The sequence below is a fragment of the Lacrimispora sp. genome (assembly GCF_032078915.1).
In the GTDB taxonomy this organism is placed as follows: domain Bacteria; phylum Bacillota; class Clostridia; order Lachnospirales; family Lachnospiraceae; genus Lacrimispora.
In genome coordinates this window covers 1-19,569 of record NZ_DAMAUN010000031.1, presented here as the reverse complement: position 1 = coordinate 19,569, position 19,569 = coordinate 1, and the positions used below count along the sequence as shown (strand labels likewise).

Sequence of the window (19,569 nt, the reverse complement as noted above, 5' to 3'; positions counted from 1 at the left end):
CTTACTTCTTCCTGTTAAAATGGTTCATCGCTGCATCCGCTCCCTCTGTAACCACCATAATAGCTGCTTCTGCTGCATCCTTGTACGCCTGGTCCATGATCGCTGCCTGCTCCCTGGGAAAACGGCCTAAAACATAGTCTGCCAGGTCCATTTCCTTTGGCTTTTCACCCACTCCCACCCGGATCCTTAAAAATTCCTGGGTTCCCAGATGGCTTATGATGTTCTTTAAGCCGTTATGGCCTCCGGCGCTTCCCTTTGACCGGATTCTTAACTGGCCTTCCGTTAAGTTGATGTCATCGCAAATGATAATGATGTGGTCCGGCTCCACCTTGTAAAAATCCGCCATGGCCCGGATGCTCTCTCCGCTTAGGTTCATAAAGGTCTGTGGTTTTGATAAAATAACCTTTTCAAACCCGATCCTTCCGGTTCCACAAAATGCCCTGTGCTTTTTTTCCGTTACACTTGCCCCCAGTTTGTCCGCCAGTACGTCCACAGCTTCAAACCCTACATTATGTCTGGTTTTTTCATATTCCCTGGTGGGGTTTCCTAATCCTGCGATGATATACATGATGATTCTCCTTATTATTGTCTATATTAACTACGGTTCCGATTCATGACTTTTTAGGGGTTTCAAACGCCCGAAAAGCGCTAGATTTCCCAAAACCGGGGGGTCTAACGCTGCTTTTTTTATTTTAACAGTTCATTCTTAAGATGTAAAGGCAAACACCGCCTTTTTATTTTTAAACAGTTGTAAAGAAAAATACATCCAGTTATAATAAGGATAATTTTATAGCAAAAGAATGACCGCTTAAAACACCAGGAAGGCGCCGCCTTAAGAGGTTTGAAGATTTGAAAACAGAAAGGAGATTCTTATGGAACAGATTCATTACCGCATGGTGGTATTAAGCTCTCTGGAAAAGGTATTTCCCTTAGAAGAGCCTGTGTTCTCACCGGAATGCTGCCGTTTTAACGGCCTCTGCGGAGAAACTCTCTCCTTCCAAAGTGCCTGCTTTTTTAAAGGCCAGGGAAAAGAAAAATTAAAGGTACGGGTTTCCTCTGCTTTAAAAGACAGCATCCGGGTCCGTAAAGTACTGAACGTCCCCTCCGCTTACCCAGTCCATGAAAAGCGTGACAGTAATTATTTAAACCATGGTCCGGGCCTTTATCCGGATCTTCTCCGGGATCTGGAGGAAGACAGCCTGGTTCTGGTGCCAGGGCACTGGCAGAGCCTTTGGATCGACATCACCATTCCAGACGTTATTCCTGGAGGCATTTATCCGGTAACCCTTTCTCTGATCAATAGTCAAGAGGAAGAAGCGGCCTCCGTGACCGCCCCTGTAGAAGTGATTCCTGTCCAGCTTCCGGAGCAGGAGCTTTTCCATACGGAATGGTTTCACGGGGACTGTCTGGCCGATTATTATAAGGTTCCCGTTTTTTCAGAGGAGCATTGGAGCATTCTGGAACAATTCATTTCCCTTTATGGAAAGAGAGGAATGAATATGATTCTCACTCCCATTTTCACACCGCCTTTGGATACTGCAGTAGGAGGAGAACGCACGACCATACAACTGGTTTCCATAATCCAGGAAAAGAACCGTTTCCTCTTCGATTTCTCACGCCTGGAACGTTGGGTGGATATCTGTAAGAATGCAGGGATCCAGTATTTTGAAATGGCCCATTTGTTCACACAATGGGGTGCTTATCATGCTCCCAAAATCATGGTCAAAAAAGACGGGAAAGATATCAAACTCTTTGGCTGGGACACTCCTTCCACTGGAATATACACCGCTTTCCTGGATCAATTCCTACCGGCCTTAAAGGAGGAGCTTGACCGGCTTAAAATCCTTGAAAGAACCTTTTTTCATATTTCAGACGAACCGGAAAAAGACCATCTGGAATCTTATGCCCGCGCCAGAGAATCCGTGATGAAGCATTTAAAGGACTGCAGACTGTTAGACGCTCTGTCTGATTATTCCTTTTATGAATCTGGCATAATCGAACGTCCGGTCTGCGCCAACGACCACATAGAGCCGTTTTTAGACCATAAGGTTCCCCATTTATGGAGCTACTACTGCACCGCCCAATGCGTGGATGTGGCCAACCGTTTCATGGCAATGCCCTCTGCAAGAAACCGGGTTTACGGCCTTCAGGTATATAAATATGGGATCGAGGGAATCCTTCACTGGGGATTCAATTTCTATAATTCCGCATTTTCCCTCCGCCACTTAAACCCTTATGAGGTGACAGACTGTGATGGAAGCTTCCCTTCCGGTGATGCCTTCCTGGTTTATCCGGGGCCTGACGGTGTTCCGGAGGAATCCATACGCCTTATGGTTCTTTACGAAGCCAAACAGGATCACAGGGCATTAAAGCTGCTGGAGCATTATATTGGAAAAGAGGCTGTCATTGAGCTTTTGGAGGAAGATTTATCAGAACCCATCACCTTCCGTTCCTATCCGAAATCAAGCGCCTATTTTATAGGAGTGAGAAATAAGATCAACCGGATGATTAAAAAATACATATAAAAAAGTTCTTCCGAAGAATGGATATCTCTTGTATTTTCCGTATCCACTATGATAGAATAAAGCTGTTGCGCTTATATAAGTTCATAATCGGTTGAGCGTTTCTACCAACTACCATAATAGTTGGCTATAAGGGTTAGAAGGAAAAAGGAGTGATGTTCATGAAGGATGTTTCAAAAAATTACGACGTCATCATCGTTGGTGCAGGCCCCTCAGGCATTTTCTGCGCCTATGAGCTGATCGAGAAAAAGCCGGACCTTAAGATTCTTATGATCGAAAAGGGCCGCCGGATCGAAAACCGGACCTGTCCGAAACGGACGACAAAAACATGCGTAGGCTGCAAGCCATGCTCCATTACCACAGGCTTTGCAGGAGCCGGAGCATTTTCCGATGGAAAATTATCCTTATCCCCTGATGTTGGCGGAAACCTCCCTGAAATACTTGGATATGATAAAACAGTGGAGCTGCTTAAGGAATCAGACAACATTTACTTGAAATTCGGCGCAGACACCAATGTTTACGGCGTTGACAAACAAAAAGAGATCCAGGAAATCCGACGTAAGGCCATAGGAGCCAACTTAAAGCTGATCGAATGTCCCATCCGCCATCTGGGAACGGAAGAAGGCTATAAAATTTACACCCGCCTCCAGGAGCATTTATTGGCTCAGGGAGTTGAAATGGCATTTAACACGATGGTAAAGGATATTATCATCGAAGATAATAAAGCAACAGGCGTCATTACCGATAAGGAAGAGGTCTGTTATGCACCGGAGATCGTGTCAGCCATCGGGCGGGAAGGCTCTGACTGGTTCAGCCACATCTGTGAAAACCACGGAATTGAAACCAAGGTGGGAACTGTAGATATCGGAGTCCGGGTAGAGGTCCGGGACGAGGTCATGGAATTCTTAAACAAGAACCTTTATGAAGCAAAGCTTGTTTACCATACCCCTACCTTTGACGACAAGGTCCGTACCTTCTGTACCAATCCTTCCGGCGAGGTAGCCACGGAATACTATGAAAACGGGCTGGCGGTTGTCAATGGTCATGCCTACAAATCCCAGGAATACAAGACAAACAACACCAACTTTGCAATCCTGGTATCCAAAAACTTTACAAAACCCTTTAAGACCCCCATTGAATACGGCAAGCAGATCGCCCAGTTAAGCAACATGCTCTGTGACGGCAAGATCCTGGTGCAGACCTTTGGTGATTTCCAAAGAGGCAGGCGTACCACAGAGGAGCGCTTATGCCGCAACAATCTGATCCCCACCTTAAAGGATGCGGTTCCCGGCGATTTATCCCTGGTATTTCCTCACCGCATTATGGTTGACATAAAAGAAATGCTTCTTGCCCTGGACAAGGTGACTCCAGGTATTGCCAGTGATGAAACCCTGTTATATGGTGTAGAGGTAAAATTCTACTCCAATAAGGTTGTGGTCAACACTGACTTTGAAACCAGCGTAGAGGGCCTGCGCGCCATCGGCGACGGTGCTTCTGTAACAAGAGGGCTTCAGCAGGCATCTGCCAACGGCTTAAGCGTAGCCAGAAGTATTCTGGCCGCTATGAAATAAGAGTAAAGAAGAGTTACACTAGTGTATAAAAAACAGATGGAAGCATCGGCTGATGCTCCCATCTGTTTTTTCTTTATATTCGATCAAGCCAGTCCAAGCTTCTTCATCGCATAGGCCACTCCATCGTCTTCCACATTTTTGGTATAAAAGGTTGCATAAGGCTCCAGCTCCACGCTGTGATGCCCCATAAGAATGCAGTTCTTCGCATACTCAAACATCGATAAGTCATTGGTACTGTCACCAAACACATAGGCATCTTCCAGAGCGATCCCATAGTGCTTTAAAACCAGTTCAATGGCTGTTGCCTTGGAATACTGGGAGGGAACGCATTCATAAAATCCACTGCCCCGGTCAATGATCTCAAAGTCCAGTCCCAAGGCACGGGAAAAGCCCTTTAAATCACTTTTTTCGTCTGCAAAAACACAGAACTTATCAAAGTCGTAACAGTCTTCTTCCCAACCGTAGGGCGATAAGTTTCCTTCCCGTTCCACGATTTGCTTCATTCTCTCCACCTGGGGAAGGCGGGAGGTTCCCTTTTTAAAATAACAGCTTTCCGTTCCTTCTAAAACTCCATCCAGGTCATATTCCTGTATGATGCTCTTGATCTCAATCCCCCGCTCGTGAGGGATCGCCGCGGAAAAAAGAACCTGGTCTTCCGCTATAATACGGGTTCCGCAGCCACAGCAGTAGCCATCTACCTGGATCAGCTCTTTGATGGAACCGATCAGGCAAGCGGTACGCCCGGAATTGATAAATACCAGATGACCATTCTTTCGAGCCTGTACAATTGCCTCTTTAGCGCTCTCAGGCACATTCCGGTTTACCTCAGAATATAGCGTGCCGTCAATATCAAAAAACAAGGCCTTTCTTTTCTCGCTCATCGGTCACCCCGAAAGCATACGGTCCCTGTTGTTTCATCCATGCTTTCCACAATGGCCAGGGACTCTACCCGGATTCCTTCCGCTCTTAATCGGTCTCCACCGGGCTGGAAGCCCTTTTCAATCACGATTCCCGCACCAACCAGCTTTGCACCGGAATCCTTTACAATAGCAGCCAGACCTTCCAGGGCTTTTCCGTTGGCTAAAAAATCATCGATCAGCAATACCTTGTCACCGGCTCCTAAGAATTCTTTGGAAACCATGATGTCATAGGTCTTTCCGTGGGTAAAGGATTCCACCGGGGTGGTATATACATCACCTGCTATATTCTTAGTCTTGGATTTCTTTGCAAATACCACCGGTACATCAAAGTACTGGGCCACGATACAGGCTATGCCAATGCCGGAAGCCTCAATGGTCAAGATTTTATTGACCTCACAATCGGCAAAGCGTCTCTTAAATTCCTTTCCAATTTCTACGAACAGCTTGATATCCATCTGATGATTTAAAAAACTGTCTACTTTCAGCACATCACCGGACTTAATCTTTCCATCTTTCCGTATTCTGTCCTTTAAAAGCTGCATAAAGGTTCCCCCAATCGTAAATTATTCATTATTTAATAACTGCGTTCTCTGTAAGGAAATCCATTACTTTATTGTTCATAATATAATCATCTACATCAAACTGGCCTGCGGTCTCGATCATCTTTTCAGCGCTTTCATAACCCATCTGCTCTGCAACTTCCTTACGGTCTTCATCCGCAATTGTGATTCCCTCTTTTTCCGCTATGGCGTTTACGATCAGTCTCTGTTCTACAGTCGCCTCTGCCTGAGTCTTTATGACATTCTTAAAGTCCTCTTCTCCCATTCCGGTAAATGCGCCTACAAAGGTTTTAAAGTCCATACCGTAAGCTGCTGCCTGGTTTGTATATCTGGCAATCATGTTATTGAAATTGGCATCAACTGCTTCCTGCTTAGGTTCCACTTTAGAACCGTTTAAGATAGCAGTGTAAATATCGCTTTTCACCTTCTGGTCTGCTTCATCATTCTTATTCTGTAAAAGAGTCTGTTTCTTGTCTTCCTTGTACTCATCTACTGTCTTAAAGGATGTAGTTTCCTGAACAAAAGCATCGTTTAATTCCGGAACCTGCTTTTCTTTAACGGTATTGACTGTTACATCAAATACCACAGCCTTTCCTGCCAGATCCGCATTCTGATAGCCTTCAGGAAACGTAAGGTTTAAGGACACCTTGTCCCCCTTTTTCGCACCTACAAGGCCGTCTTCAAAGCCTTCGATAAACTGGCCGGAGCCAATTGTTAAGTCATAGCCCTGAGCTGTTCCGCCATCAAAAGCAACGCCATCCTTGGTTCCTACATAGTCAATATTAACCACATCGTCCTTCTGAACGGCCCGGTCAACCTCAACATCCTTTGCACTTACGGATAAATCGTTTTGAACCGCCTGGTTCACTTCGTCATCGGTCACTTCTACGGGATCCTTGGTCACTTCAATTCCTTTGTAATCTCCCAGGGTGACGGTACCATTATCCACACCCGTTAAATCCTCAACAGCAAGAGTTTCCTGTGCTGAGCTTTCCGTTGCTTCCGTCTCAGTTTCTGCAGGCTTTTCTGCCGGCTTTTTAGAACATCCGGAAATAAGAGCGGCGGCAACCAAACCGCACATACAAACTTTAAAAATTTTCTTCATAATATGATCCTTTTTCTTTCTATTTTTAATAATTGATTAAAAAAGTGCTTCCAGTCAGTTATACCATATCGGGCAAGGTAAAAAAAGCTTTTTCCCGAAATTAACAAAAATTTCAATATTCCGTTATATTTAACCGAACCAGGTAAATCCCCTGTTTCTTATGTGAAACGTATTAAGCGGGGGACTTGTTTGTGCCAGGCGGAGCACAAGCTCCACCTGACATGCAGCGAAGCGGATTGCCAATAACCGCTGAACGGAGCATTATTTGTAAAATGCCCGGAATGCCTTGTATGTATTGTATACATCAAGCTTGGAAGAGAGCTCAAAAGGAGAATGCATGGAAAGAATGGGCACTCCTAAATCCACCACATCCACATTCATATGAGCCACATATTTGGCAATGGTGCCGCCGCCGCCCTGATCCACTGCGCCAAGCTCTCCGATCTGCCAGTAAATACCTTCCTGCTCCATCAAGGCGATGATCTTTGCCATAAGCTCCGCACTGGCATCGTTGGAACCTGACTTGCCCCGGACACCGGTGTACTTGGTCAGGACACAGCCTTTGTTTAAAAAGCAGGAATTGCGGTCTTCATATACCTGGCCAAAGGTGGGATCATAAGCCGCATTGACATCGGAGGATAAGCAGATGGAGTTTCTAAGCACCTTTCTTACATCCACCTGGGCCATGGCAGCCAGATCCTGAATGTAGTGAAGCACAAAATCGGAATCTAAGCCGGTATTTCCCTCGGAACCGACTTCCTCTTTATCCGCCAGAACGGTGACCGTCGTATATTCAGGCATGTTGGCATCGATTTCAGCCATCAGAGCCGTATAGGCACATACCCTGTCATCCTGTCCGTAAGCACCGATAAGGCTATGATCCAGTCCTACGTCACAGGCCTTCTGGGCAGGTACCAGCTCAATCTCAGCACGGAAGAAGTCCGCTTCTGTAATTCCATAGCGGTCGTTAAGCAGCTTTAATGCCAGAAGCTTCACAGGCTCCTTAAGCTCCGCCTCATCAATAAAGGGAATGGAGCTAATGAGTACATTCAGTTCCTCGCCCTTTAAACCATCTCTTAATTTTCTGTCATTTTGCTCACTTGCCAGATGGGGAAGTAAATCTGTCACGCAGAATACGGGGTCGCCTTCCTTTTCTCCGATGTTTAATTCCACAATCTCACCGTTTTTCTTAATGATCACCCCGTGGATGGCTAAGGGAACTGTTCCCCACTGGTATTTCTTGATTCCGCCGTAATAATGGGTCTTAAAATAAGCCAGGTCATTTTTTTCAAAAACAGGATTGGGCTTTAAATCAAGCCTTGGGGAATCGATGTGAGCGCCGTTGATGCGAAGCCCCTCTTCCATTCCCGCTTTGCCGAAGGTGGTTGCAATGATGGCCTTGCCGCGGTTCACATAGTACACCTTATCGCCAGTCTTATAGTTTCTTCCGGTTTCAAAGGGACGGTATCCCTGCATCTCAAGCATTGCCACGGCCTCTCTGACGCATTCCCGTTCAGTTTTTCCGTTGTCCAGAAATCTCTTATAGCCCTCGCAGAACATCTCCGCCTCTTCACGCTGATAAGGCGCCTCCTTTGCGATATGCGGAAATTTAAATGTCAGTTCTTCCTGCAATTGTTGTCCTTTTGTTTTCTCCATTTCGTGATTCCTCCATATTCTTATGATAATTAATTAACAGATTTCATCGCTGTCAAGGACCAGAGTAAACGGTCCGTCATTTAAAAGCTCTACCTTCATGTCGGCTCCGAAGCTTCCGTGCTCTACCTGGTTTCCATAGGTCTTTAACCGCTCCACCACGTATTCATAGAGGCTGTTTGCAAGCTGCGGTCCTCCTGCCTTTGTAAAGCTTGGGCGGTTGCCCTTCCTGCAGTCTGCATAAAGGGTAAACTGGCTGACCACCAGGATTTCCCCTCCCACATCTGTAAGGGAAAGGTTGGTTTTCCCATTTTCATCGGGAAAAATCCTTAACTTGCATATTTTATCTGCCATTTTATCGGCAATGGCTTCCGTATCCGTATCAGACACTCCCAAAAGAAGCAGAAAGCCTTTCCCTATGGCGCCGATCTGCTGCCCATCCACAGTAACCTTTGCATGGGCAACCCGCTGTAAAACAATCTTCATATCCATTCTCCTGTCTATTTTAATACCAGTCTTAAGTATTCCAAAAGGGTTTCCGTAGCCGCTTCCCGGTATACAATTTCTCTGGCCAGCACCGGGTAATCCGTTATAATATTATCCACTCCCAGCATCTTCATCCGCTCCATTTCGCTTTTGTTGTTCACCGTCCAGGCATGAACCGCCTTTCCCTTCTTATGAGCGGCTTCCACAAGCCTTTCGCTTACAAAGCTGGAACGGAGGCTGATAAAGTCGATAGAATCGCTGGAATAATAATCTCCATAGGCTGCTGATATAATATAACCGGTGCGGATATCAGGATCCATTTCCTTGATTCTGCTTAAATAGGACAGGCGTACAGAAGTCACAACGCACTGTTCCTTCATCTGGTATTTCTCAATCAGTTCCCTGACCTTATCCGGAAGCTCACTGCCGCTTCCTAAATCCTTGATCTCAATATTTATATTGATCCGACCCTTGCAGAATACCATGACTTCCTCTAACGAAGGGATCCGTTCGCCCTCATAATCAGCAGAAAACCACTTTCCCACATCCAGCTGCTGTAATTCCTCAAAGGTGTAGGAGCTTATGACACGGTTTATTCCTGATACTCTTTTTAAGCTGATATCATGCCCCAGCACCACCACGCCATCCTTTGTCTCCTGGACATCGATCTCCACAAAGTCCGCCAGGTCATCAACTGCCCTTGCCATGGCGGCCATGGTATTTTCAGGGGCTGCCTTTGAGCTGCCCCGGTGGGCGGTGATCTGAATCACGCTGAGCAAGTCAGTGGTAATTGCAGAACCATTCCGCACTACTCCATAAAAGGAAAACAGGCTGAATGCCGCAGCCACAGCCATGAACAGGACCGCAAGCCTCCTATCCCCATACTTGCTTCCGGAATAATCGCTGCTTTTGCTCCTTTTTGCAAAGCTGCTGGTAAAACCGAAATACTGGACGCTCAATGCTCCCCAGTTTCCCACAGCCAGGAACATACTGGTTAAAAAAATCAGGACCAGTTCGATCCGGCCGCATGCTGCCGGCAGGATGGCCAGGGCCAGACTGTTGTCCGTAAACAAGGTCACTCCCACAGCGGCAATCAGCACACAAAAAGCATAGACAAGCCAAAGTCCTATTACAGCTGCTGCGTAATAGACGGTCAAAAGGATTACAACCTTTAATATCCGGTGTCTTAAAAGCCATAAGCTTCTAAAATACCCATCCCTGAAATTCTTCTGCTCCACCATGCAGGCGTGAATGGCATAGATTCCCGGAATGACAACTGCCAGAAGCAAAACCACAAAAAGGGCCACAGACACCTTTCCCACAGGCTTATTCAAAATCTCGGATATAACAAAATTAAGAGGCTTTACATGGGTCAGCATCCGGTAGATAAGATACAGGTTTACAAGCCCGTAATCCGCCAGAATGAGAAGCCCCAGCCGCCAGTTTTTTCTGCGGATCTCATGGGCCAGCTTAAAAAAGCCGCCGGTTAAGATCTCCCCCACTTTAAGCTTGCGGGAATAGAAGGCCCCCTCATACAGCGTAAGAAGGCAGCCGGTCTCCAGCATAAGAATCAGGATTCCGATAACCGACATCACCACAATCATAAGGACCGTCCAGGGCTTTGCCAGGAAATAGCCGATGTTTCCGGCGGTCAGATAGCTGTATCCCGCCATGCGCAGCGCAAATAAAAGGCCTTTGTTTAAGAGAAGCAGGTACAGGGTCGTGGTGACCAGCCGAAACAGCAATTCAAAAACAAACGCATTCTTTTGATTGAACTTTATGATCTTCCAGGTGTCTTTTGTTAATGTACTCATGCCATAACCTTCTTTTTGCGGAAAGAATTAAGAAATACGCTTTGGGAGTTTCCCTAAGCTGCTGCGGTATTCGCCGGATGAATATGCGCAAAAAACAGCCTCAGCGAGCGGAATCGTCAAGGCTGCATTTATTAAGTCAAATCATCCTCATCCATCATGTCCTCTCCTGCTGTCTCCCGCTGCTGAGCCTCACTCAGTTCCAGAATCGCCTGGTTTAAGGAAAACATCTTCCCATCCAGCATATTCACCACATCCGCGCAGGCCTTCAGCTCCTGCTGCAAGTACGCAGGTGCATTGCCTTCAAACTTATAATATATCTTATGTTCCAGGCTTGCCCAGAAATCCATGGCAATCGTCCTGATTTGAATTTCCACCTTGGTGTCCACCGGACCATCCGTCAGATAGATGGGAATGGTTATCACCATATGATAGCTTTTATAACCGTTAGGCTTAGGATACTTAATATAGTCCTTCACATAAAGAACCGTGACATCGCTTTGCTTTGTTATCATCTCCGCAATCTGGTAAATATCCGATGTAAAAGAACAGATAATCCGTATCCCTGCAATATCATTTAATTTCTCCACCATGTTGTCGATCGTCACGTCATAGCCATACCGTTTCAGCTTTTTCACAATGCTGTCAGGGGTCTTAAGCCTTGACTTAATGTGTTCAATGGGATTGTAATTGTAGATATGCACAAACTCATTATTTAGTATTTCGATTTTTGTACTGATTTCCTTTAATGCCGAGTCATACAAAAACATTACAGATTTCCACTGATCGACCTGATTAAATGATTTGGGAATATTCATTCCACATTCCCCCTCTCTCTCGCACCCGCATTTCCAACTAAAAAAAACACGCTTTGCGGGTTTTTCTTAGCCTCAGCGGCATTCGCCAAATAAATAAGCAGGCATATTTCTTCGGCTCATTATTCGCGCAAGTCAGCGAGACAGGGGCAGCCCCATCGCCCGGCAGCCCCTGCTCCTCAAGAATAGTATACCATAGAAACCTGATATTTTATATTCTTTTTCCTGATTTTCTAAAATTTCAATCCCTTTAAGAGTGCCGAAAGACCTGTAAATGCTGAACCTTCTTCCTTGTAATCAAAGACCTCTACATTCGCTTCCTCTTCATCCTGGAGGGCCTTCATGCTTAAGCTTATCTTATGATCCGCTATGGATATGATCTTCACCTTTACCGTCTGTCCCTCCTTTAACACGACCCCGGGATGCTTGATCCTCTGGGTGCTGATCTGTGAGATATGAAGAAGGCCGGAAAGCCCGTTTTCCAGGTTAATAAACGCACCGTAATCTTTTATATTGTCCACCGTTCCCTCCATAATGGACCCTACCTCGCACTTTGCGATCTTTTTGTTGGTTTCTTCCTTCTGTTTCATAAGAGCCGGCTCTTTGCCTGAAAGCACCAGCTTATTATTTTCCTCGTCTGCGGTGATGACTGTGACTTCAATGGTCTTTCCATTATATTCCTCTAAGTCCTCCACATATTCCCCCGCAAGCTTGGAAGCCGGTATAAATCCCCGGATCCCCTCCAGGTAAGCAACCGCTCCGCCTTTGACGATCTCAGCGATTTTTACATTGACAATGGTGCGGTCCTTTAACAAACCACCCAGGGTTTCCCAGGCCATCTGGTCACCCGCCAGTTTTTTGGAAAGGACCACGTTTCCTTCCCTGTCATTGGCGTTTATAACCGTTGCCGTGATTTCGTCCCCAGGCTGGATTTCCCTAAGTAAGTTAAATTCCGGATCATTGCTTAGATTCTCCTTATCAATGATCCCCTCCGCAAAATACTTTAGATCCAATGTGACCTTGTCCTCATCCACACTTATAACGGTCCCTGTAAGAACATCTCCTTCTTTTACCCTTTTAAAGGATGCTTCCAGTTCTGCGGCATAATCAGCCATGGTCTCTACTGCTTCTTCCCTTACGCCTGTTTCCTTCATCTCTTCGCTCATTGATATCTCCTCCGCTCATAAATCACTCAGTACTGCATAAAATCTACCTATATATTTATCACATCCCGCCTGATATTTCTATAGTTTTCTCTGTAAAAATATGTTATATTTATATATATGAAATATTTTCCACTGGGGATGCCCCCAGGCCAGATACAGAAAGGACAAGAATCATGAACGACATTATGGACCTGCATACCCACACCGTAGCCAGCGGACATGCGTACAACACTTTATATGAAATGGCTAAATCTGCCTCAGAAAAAGGTCTTGCCCTCATGGGCTCTACGGATCACGCACCTAAAATGCCAGGAACATGCCACGAGTTTTATTTTATAAATTTTAAAGTAATCCCCCGTAAAATCTACGGAGTAAATATACTCATGGGCGTTGAGCTTAATATTATGGATCACACGGGGCGTGTGGATTTGCGAAAAGGCCTTCTGGAAAAAATGGATTACTCCATTGCCAGCCTCCATGAACCCTGCTACAAAAGCGGAACTTCCTCTGAAAATACAAGAGCGTATCTCGGAGCCATTGAAAATCCTCTGATCCACATCATCGGCCACCCTGATGACAGCCGTTTTCCGGTGGATTATGACACCCTTGTTTCCGCCGCCGCTGAAAACCATACCCTTTTGGAGCTTAATTCCAGTTCCCTTCATCCCTTAAGCGCAAGAATGAACGCCGCTGAAAATTACCGGATCATGCTGGAGCTTTGCAAGCGTTATAAGGCTTCCATCATCATTGACAGCGACGCCCATACGGAAGCGGATGTGGGAAACCATGTGAGAGCCTTAGAACTTATTGAAGAATTGAATTTCCCGGAAGAGCTTATTGTAAACACTTCCCTTAATAAGCTCATTCCCTATATTCCGAAGCTGGAGGCTTATCTATGATCAACTTCCTGAACCTGGAATACTTTCTGGCGGTTGCGGAGGAATTAAATATCACCCGTGCTGCCAAGCAGCTGTACATCTCCCAGCAATCTTTAAGCAGCCATATTTCCAATCTGGAAAAGGAGTTTGATGTCCAGCTTTTCAACCGTACCATGCCGCTTACCCTGACCTACGCAGGCCGGGCTTTAAAGGTCCGGGCAAAGCAGATGCTGGACCTAAAGGATGAAACCTATCGGGAGCTTGCCGATATCAAGGACTTTACCACGGGGCAGCTTTCCATCGGAATCTCCCATACCAGGGGGCGCTTCCTTCTACCTGCCATCCTTCCCGCTTATAAGGAAAAGTTTCCAAACATTGAGATCCATCTGGTAGAGGGAAATTCTTCCGAGCTTAGCACTGCCCTGATCCATGGAAACATTGATTTAATGATCGACCTTCTTCCTTTTAAAGCGGATCATGTGGAAACCGTTCCTATTTGTGAAGAGGAAATCCTCCTTGTGGTCCCAGACCAGATTCTGGACCGGTATTTTCCGGGACAGCAGGAGGAGATGATAAAGGTGCTGGAAGAAAATGCGGACGTACAGCTTTTAAAGGACTGCCCTTACCTTCTCATCAACAAGGGGAACCGGGTGCGTACCATTGCCGATGAAATCTTTGAAGATTCCCAGCTTACTCCTTCCATTCTTTTGGAGACAGAGAATATAGAAACAGTGCTTGCCCTTGCAGCCAAGGGAATGGGAATTACCTTTTACCCCAAAATGTTCATGTCCGGAAGCCCAAATGCCGGGATAAAAAAGGCAGGACTTCATTTTTTCTCCTTAAATTACAGGCGCAGCCACGGTGTTCTGGCATTCGGCCGCTACAAAGGCAGATATTTATCCCAGGCCACGGAAGAGTTCATACGGATCGCTCGGGAAAACATATAGCTAAAATATAACTGTGGATTGACAAAAGGGCTGAAATCCTTTATTATTAAATAGTAACAGTTACTAATATAATTATTGTTTTAGAAAAGGAGCGGCCATGAAAACATTAAAGTATAGCCGTCAACGGGAATCCATTAAAGCCTGTCTAATGGCAAGGCACGACCATCCCACTGCCGATGCACTATACACATTGATCCGTGAGGAATATCCCAACATCAGCCTTGGAACCGTATACCGCAACTTAAACCTTCTGGTTGAGCTGGGTGAAATCAAAAAGCTGACATGCGGAGATGGCGCAGACCGCTTTGATGCGGACACTTCGCCCCACTACCATTTCGTATGTAAACATTGCGGAAAGGTCAGTGACCTGCCACTGGCCCCTATGGAGAACATTAACCATATGGCTCAGGAGCATGCGGATGGCACTGTGGACAGTCACACGATTTACTTCTATGGGACCTGCAAGGATTGTTTTGAAAATAATTCTCGATAACACTTGACATCAGGATAAAGTTATGGTAAATTAATATCAGTAATAATTACTGTTATCGATTTCCATCAATAACAACTATAAATATTAAAAATAAAAAGGAGACATGAGATCATGAAGAAATGGGTTTGTACTGTATGCGGTTACGTTCACGAAGGGGAGACAGCTCCGGAGGTCTGTCCAGTATGCAAGGCTGCTTCTGAAAAGTTCAAGTTACAGGATGGAGATATGTCCTGGGCTTGCGAGCATGAAATCGGCGTTGCACAGGGTTCTCCAGAAGACATCATGATGGATTTAAGAGCTAACTTTGAAGGCGAATGTTCTGAGGTTGGTATGTATCTTGCAATGTCAAGAGCTGCTCACAGAGAGGGCTATCCTGAGATCGGCTTATACTATGAGAAGGCTGCTTTCGAGGAGGCTGAGCATGCTTCTAAATTTGCAGAATTATTAGGCGAATGCGTAACCTCCAGCACAAAGAAGAACCTGGAATTACGTGTTGCTGCTGAGAATGGCGCAACTGCCGGTAAATTCGATCTTGCAAAACGTGCAAAGGCATTAAACTTAGATGCAATCCATGACACAGTACATGAAATGGCAAAGGATGAGGCTCGTCACGGCAAAGCGTTCCAGGGCTTATTAGAAAGATATTTCGGTTAATACACCTTTAGGGAGCGGCATATGAAACTAACCGCTCCCCAATTACAATGTAATGATCATACAAAATTCAAATCAGGAGGGTTTATACGATGTCCAAATATGCGGGAACAAAAACAGAACAGAACTTAAAGGATGCTTTTGCAGGCGAGTCCATGGCAAGAAACAAGTATACATATTATGCATCTGCTGCCAAAAAGGCAGGCTATGAGCAGATGGCTTCCCTGTACTTAGAAACTGCTGACCAGGAAAAAGAGCATGCTAAGATGTGGTTCAAGGAATTGCATGGCATTGGTACCATGGAAGAAAACTTAGCAGATGCTGCTGCCGGTGAAAATTACGAGTGGACCGATATGTATAAGAAAATGGCAGAGGATGCCAGGGCAGAAGGCTTTCAAGAACTGGCTCTGAAATTTGAATTCGTAGGAAAAGTAGAAGCTGCTCATGAAAAACGTTACTTAAAGCTGCTTGACAGCTTAAAGAACGACAAAACCTTTAAGGGCGATGCTCCTCTTGGCTGGAAGTGCCGCAACTGCGGTTACATCCATGAAGGACCGGAAGCTCCGGAAATCTGTCCAACCTGTGCTCATCCTAAGGCTTATTTTGAAAGAAAAGTGGAAAATTATTAATTCCGTCTGTTATGGCTGCTGCCAGATGATTTGAAGCAGACATGAATGTACGCCTTGAAACGGCTGATAAAAGCCCTGTCAAGGCGTATTTTTTCATCCGGGCCCAGCGGTCCCTTCCGCTTAAAAATAAGATAATATGACTTCAAAGGCGATCCTGTAACCGTCCTTTAAGCTTTCTGTTTCGATCCATTCCTGTCTCGTATGAGCCAAACCGCCTCTTACAGCTCCAAAACATACGCTTGGGATTCCCATGGATAAGGGTATGTTGCAGTCTGTGGAGCCGGGACTTCTCTTCGGCCTGTTCCCCGTGTGTTTATAAATGACCTCAGAAACATGTTCCACTAATTTCTTTTCCTGTTCCTCATTAACGACTCCGGTACAGGGACGCTCTCCCATCAAAGTCGTGTTTACTTCTATCATCTTTGCCCTGTAACTTTCGATCACACTATGAAAATGCCTGTCCATAAATTCCAAGTCTTCTCTGCTGTCCGAACGGAACTCATAAAGCATCTCAGCCTGCTGGGCAATGGTATTAACGGAGGTTCCCCCTGAAATCGTCCCCACATTGTAAGTGGTTTTCGTCTTTGTCTCCGGCACCTTCAGGTTATAAAGGGTATTGATCAAAGACGCCAGGTAAGCTATGGCATTCCGGTTTCCGAATTTTCCAAAGGAATGGCCTCCCTCCGTTAATATCTCCACCTTATATCTTTTAGAACCTACCGCATCATTTATGATTCCATCCATATATCCGTCAAGAGAATAAAACGCTGTCATACGGCTTCCGAAATCCTTTATGATCTGCCTTGAACCTTTCAGATTTCCAAGCCCCTCTTCCCCGGCATTTGCTGCCAGAAGCATGCCGCCGTTTTGAGGCAGGATCTCTTTTTGAGCGATGTACTTTCCACACATTAAAAGTGCACAAAGGTTCGCCGTATCGTCACCGATCCCCGGTGCCTTGATCTTTCCTTCTTCCACCACCAGCGGAAGGGGTTCCGTATCCGGGAATACGATATCCGTATGTGCTGCAAACACGACCACCGGATTATCTCCGGTACAGCCTATGGGATATATCACATTCCATGCAGAATCGATATATACTCCCTTTGCTCCCTGTTTTTCCAGCCAGTCCCTGCAGAACCTGGCTCTTTCTTCCTCATGGTTAGAAGGTGCCGGTATTTTTCCAAGGGTTAAAAGCAGATCATAAGCTTCCCCGCTGTGATCCTCAATATACTGCCACATGTCTTTTAGCTGTTCATTCATGCTCCCTTTACTCCTTTTCCATAGATTGATTAACTCTTCCTATTGCGCTCTTTTTCCCATATAACCCTTTATCTTAGAATATTTTATCACATGTACGGCCTTTTCACCTACTTTATTTTCCAAAGACTTGCTCCTGTAAAATACCTTGGATTTTTTTTAATGCTCATGCTATACTTTTATAGTAGGAAATGAATGACCGGTTTGAGGACAAAGATATGATTAAAATCGCTATTGTAGAAGATGAGATAGAATATGTAGAAACGCTGAAAAGCTACCTTACCCGGTACGAAAAAGACCATTCCGTCAGCTTTTCAGTTCAGGCTTTTACCGACGGCCTTGATATTGTATCGGACTATACTGCCAGCTATGATATCATCTTGCTGGACATTCAGATGAAATATTTAAATGGCATGAAAACGGCACAAAAGATCAGGGAGCTTGATGAGGATGTGATCTTTATTTTCATTACCTCCTCTTCCCAGTTTGCAGTGGAGGGATATACGGTAGACGCCCTGGGTTATATATTAAAACCAGTGCCCTATCTTTCTTTTTCACAAATCCTTAATAAAGCTGTGGGCAGAATCTTAAAACGGCAGGCTATACACTATATCAGTATAGACAGGCCCGAAGGCACCATGCGGCTGAGCACGGACTCCGTCTATTACATTGAAAGCCAGCTGCACCATGTCCTCATTCATACGGACAAAGGAAACTTTGTAGCTTCCGGCCCTATGAAACGGTTGGAAGAGGCCTTAAAAACCTTTGGATTTACCAAGTGCCACAATGCCTATCTGGTTAATTTAAAACATGTGACCGGCTGCCTGCCCAGCGAGGTGCTGCTGTTTTCAGGAGAGCGGATTCCCGTCAGCCGGAGCCGGAAAAAAGCATTTATGGAATGCCTGGCTGAATATATAGGAGGTTAAACCGATGAACTTTGGCGAACTCATGAATACGCCCCGCCCCTTTACTGCTCTTGCCGAATGGTGTGCCTGCATCAGCTACATCCTCATGCTCCGAAGAAGGCTTAAGGGACTGACGCTGGCCGCTTCTTTTGCGGGCATGCTTGGCTTGTTTTTTCTTCTCCACTTAATCGCCGGCACACTTCCGCTGTACTTATGGTTTCCTGGAATGATCACCGCCATCCTGATGATGTATTTTTCCATCTATACCTCCTGCCGGATCTCCCCTTATGACGCAGGATTCCTTTGCGTCCGCGCTTTTGTTCTGGCGGAGTTTACTGCCTCTTTCCAGTGGCAGCTGTATGTATGGTGGGCCCTAAGCTCCGGACGGGTGAGCAGGACACTTTCCGTTTTGATCATGGTAATTTCCTATGGCTGCATTTATACGGGATATTATGTTCTGGAAAAAGAACACATTCCAATGGATGAGGGAATGGAAGTGGAACGGAAGGAGCTTCTTGGCGCTGTTTTTATTGCTCTGGGAGCCTTTCTGATCAGCAATATCAGCTTTGTCATGCCCAATACCCCCTTTTCCAGTGCCACCAGTTCTCTGCTCTATGTAAGGACCCTGGTGGATTTCGGAGGGCTCCTGATGCTATTTGCCCAGCAGAACAGAAGAAAAGAACTGCAGGTCCGCAGCGAAAACCATGCAATGAACGGAGTCTTACAGCGTCAGTACGACCAATACCGCATGGCTATTGACAACATGGAACTGTTAAGACGGGAATTCCATGATCTAAAGCATTACATGATTGCCATCCGGGCGGAAAAAGATCCCAAAAAACGGGAACAATACCTATCGGAAATGGAGAAAGCCATTCTTACCCAAGAGGCTATGGCCAATACAGGGAATCAGGTATTAGATGTGGTACTGACCACCAAAAGTACCTACTGCGCCCAAAATAAGATCACCTTAACCTGCATGGCCGATGGAAAACTGATTTCCTTTCTTCATGTAAAAGACATCTGTTCCATCTTTGGTAATGCTCTTGATAATGCTATCGAATGTGTTTCCCAGTATGGAGATCCCGAAAAAAGGCTGATCAATCTTTCCATATTCAAACGAAACCACTTTTTAATGATCCAGTGTGAAAATTATCTGGAAAACCAGCTTGCCATGGTGACCGGCAGCCTTCCTCCCAC

Annotated in this window: 19 protein-coding genes and 1 riboswitch; of the genes, 9 read left to right on the top strand and 10 right to left on the bottom strand. The window is 45.6% G+C overall.

Annotation, left to right across the window (positions count from 1 at the left end; translation table 11 throughout):
• Position 1: 1 nt before the first annotated feature.
• The gene (pth, locus tag RT269_RS13605; protein WP_313183366.1) at positions 2-568 is read right to left on the bottom strand and encodes an aminoacyl-tRNA hydrolase; all 567 of its coding nucleotides are present in this window, start codon (positions 566-568) and stop codon (positions 2-4) included.
• Positions 569-872: 304 nt separating this feature from the next.
• Between pth and RT269_RS13600 the strand changes: the two genes are divergently transcribed.
• Together RT269_RS13600 and RT269_RS13595 are read left to right on the top strand one after the other, a co-directional pair.
• Positions 873-2,525, top strand: coding sequence for a DUF4091 domain-containing protein (locus tag RT269_RS13600; protein WP_313183364.1), 1,653 nt, complete (start codon positions 873-875; stop codon positions 2,523-2,525).
• Positions 2,526-2,576: 51 nt separating this feature from the next.
• Positions 2,577-2,672, top strand: a riboswitch (purine riboswitch).
• A gap of 11 nt (positions 2,673-2,683) precedes the next feature.
• Positions 2,684-4,093, top strand: a complete 1,410-nt coding sequence (locus RT269_RS13595) for an NAD(P)/FAD-dependent oxidoreductase (protein ID WP_313183362.1) — start codon at positions 2,684-2,686, stop codon at positions 4,091-4,093.
• An 83-nt stretch (positions 4,094-4,176) separates the two neighbouring features.
• Here RT269_RS13595 and RT269_RS13590 read toward each other — a convergent pair whose 3' ends face one another.
• From RT269_RS13590 to RT269_RS13555, 8 genes are all read right to left on the bottom strand, one after another.
• The gene (locus RT269_RS13590) at positions 4,177-4,974 is read right to left on the bottom strand and encodes an HAD family hydrolase (RefSeq protein ID WP_313183361.1); all 798 of its coding nucleotides are present in this window, start codon (positions 4,972-4,974) and stop codon (positions 4,177-4,179) included.
• Entirely contained in the window at positions 4,971-5,555 is a 585-nt protein-coding gene (locus tag RT269_RS13585; RefSeq protein WP_313183359.1) for a xanthine phosphoribosyltransferase, read from the bottom strand. The genes RT269_RS13590 and RT269_RS13585 overlap by 4 nt, the downstream gene beginning before the upstream one ends.
• A 28-nt stretch (positions 5,556-5,583) precedes the next feature.
• Complete coding sequence (gene tig / locus RT269_RS13580; protein ID WP_313183357.1) at positions 5,584-6,678, bottom strand: trigger factor; 1,095 nt, start codon at positions 6,676-6,678, stop codon at positions 5,584-5,586.
• 261 nt (positions 6,679-6,939) lie between these two features.
• Entirely contained in the window at positions 6,940-8,334 is a 1,395-nt protein-coding gene (locus RT269_RS13575) for an aminopeptidase (protein ID WP_313183354.1), read from the bottom strand.
• A gap of 33 nt (positions 8,335-8,367) precedes the next feature.
• Entirely contained in the window at positions 8,368-8,817 is a 450-nt protein-coding gene (gene dtd, locus RT269_RS13570; RefSeq protein WP_025230377.1) for a D-aminoacyl-tRNA deacylase, read from the bottom strand.
• 14 nt (positions 8,818-8,831) lie between these two features.
• Positions 8,832-10,631, bottom strand: a complete 1,800-nt coding sequence (locus RT269_RS13565) for a glycerophosphodiester phosphodiesterase (RefSeq protein ID WP_313183352.1) — start codon at positions 10,629-10,631, stop codon at positions 8,832-8,834.
• 131 nt (positions 10,632-10,762) lie between these two features.
• Complete coding sequence (locus tag RT269_RS13560) at positions 10,763-11,446, bottom strand: GTP pyrophosphokinase (RefSeq protein ID WP_054790436.1); 684 nt, start codon at positions 11,444-11,446, stop codon at positions 10,763-10,765.
• Between the two features lie 230 nt (positions 11,447-11,676).
• Positions 11,677-12,609, bottom strand: coding sequence for a S1 RNA-binding domain-containing protein (locus RT269_RS13555; RefSeq protein WP_313183350.1), 933 nt, complete (start codon positions 12,607-12,609; stop codon positions 11,677-11,679).
• Between the two features lie 173 nt (positions 12,610-12,782).
• Here RT269_RS13555 and RT269_RS13550 point away from each other — a divergent pair, with 173 nt between their 5' ends.
• The 5 genes from RT269_RS13550 (at position 12,783) to rbr (ending at position 16,207) form a co-directional block, all read left to right on the top strand.
• Positions 12,783-13,508, top strand: a complete 726-nt coding sequence (locus tag RT269_RS13550; protein ID WP_313183349.1) for a phosphatase — start codon at positions 12,783-12,785, stop codon at positions 13,506-13,508.
• The gene (locus RT269_RS13545) at positions 13,505-14,434 is read left to right on the top strand and encodes a LysR family transcriptional regulator (protein WP_313183348.1); all 930 of its coding nucleotides are present in this window, start codon (positions 13,505-13,507) and stop codon (positions 14,432-14,434) included. The genes RT269_RS13550 and RT269_RS13545 overlap by 4 nt, the downstream gene beginning before the upstream one ends.
• A 97-nt stretch (positions 14,435-14,531) precedes the next feature.
• Complete coding sequence (locus RT269_RS13540; protein ID WP_313183347.1) at positions 14,532-14,927, top strand: Fur family transcriptional regulator; 396 nt, start codon at positions 14,532-14,534, stop codon at positions 14,925-14,927.
• Positions 14,928-15,038: 111 nt separating this feature from the next.
• Positions 15,039-15,581, top strand: coding sequence for an NADH peroxidase (locus tag RT269_RS13535; protein ID WP_313183345.1), 543 nt, complete (start codon positions 15,039-15,041; stop codon positions 15,579-15,581).
• A gap of 89 nt (positions 15,582-15,670) precedes the next feature.
• Positions 15,671-16,207, top strand: coding sequence for a rubrerythrin (rbr, locus tag RT269_RS13530; RefSeq protein WP_313183344.1), 537 nt, complete (start codon positions 15,671-15,673; stop codon positions 16,205-16,207).
• 120 nt (positions 16,208-16,327) lie between these two features.
• Here rbr and RT269_RS13525 read toward each other — a convergent pair whose 3' ends face one another.
• Positions 16,328-17,467, bottom strand: coding sequence for a M20/M25/M40 family metallo-hydrolase (locus RT269_RS13525; protein WP_313183343.1), 1,140 nt, complete (start codon positions 17,465-17,467; stop codon positions 16,328-16,330).
• A 215-nt stretch (positions 17,468-17,682) separates the two neighbouring features.
• Between RT269_RS13525 and RT269_RS13520 the strand changes: the two genes are divergently transcribed.
• Complete coding sequence (locus tag RT269_RS13520) at positions 17,683-18,390, top strand: LytR/AlgR family response regulator transcription factor (protein ID WP_313183342.1); 708 nt, start codon at positions 17,683-17,685, stop codon at positions 18,388-18,390.
• Between the two features lie 4 nt (positions 18,391-18,394).
• Positions 18,395-19,569 (top strand): ATP-binding protein (locus tag RT269_RS13515; protein ID WP_313183341.1); only part of this gene is annotated, 1,175 nt, incomplete at its 3' end.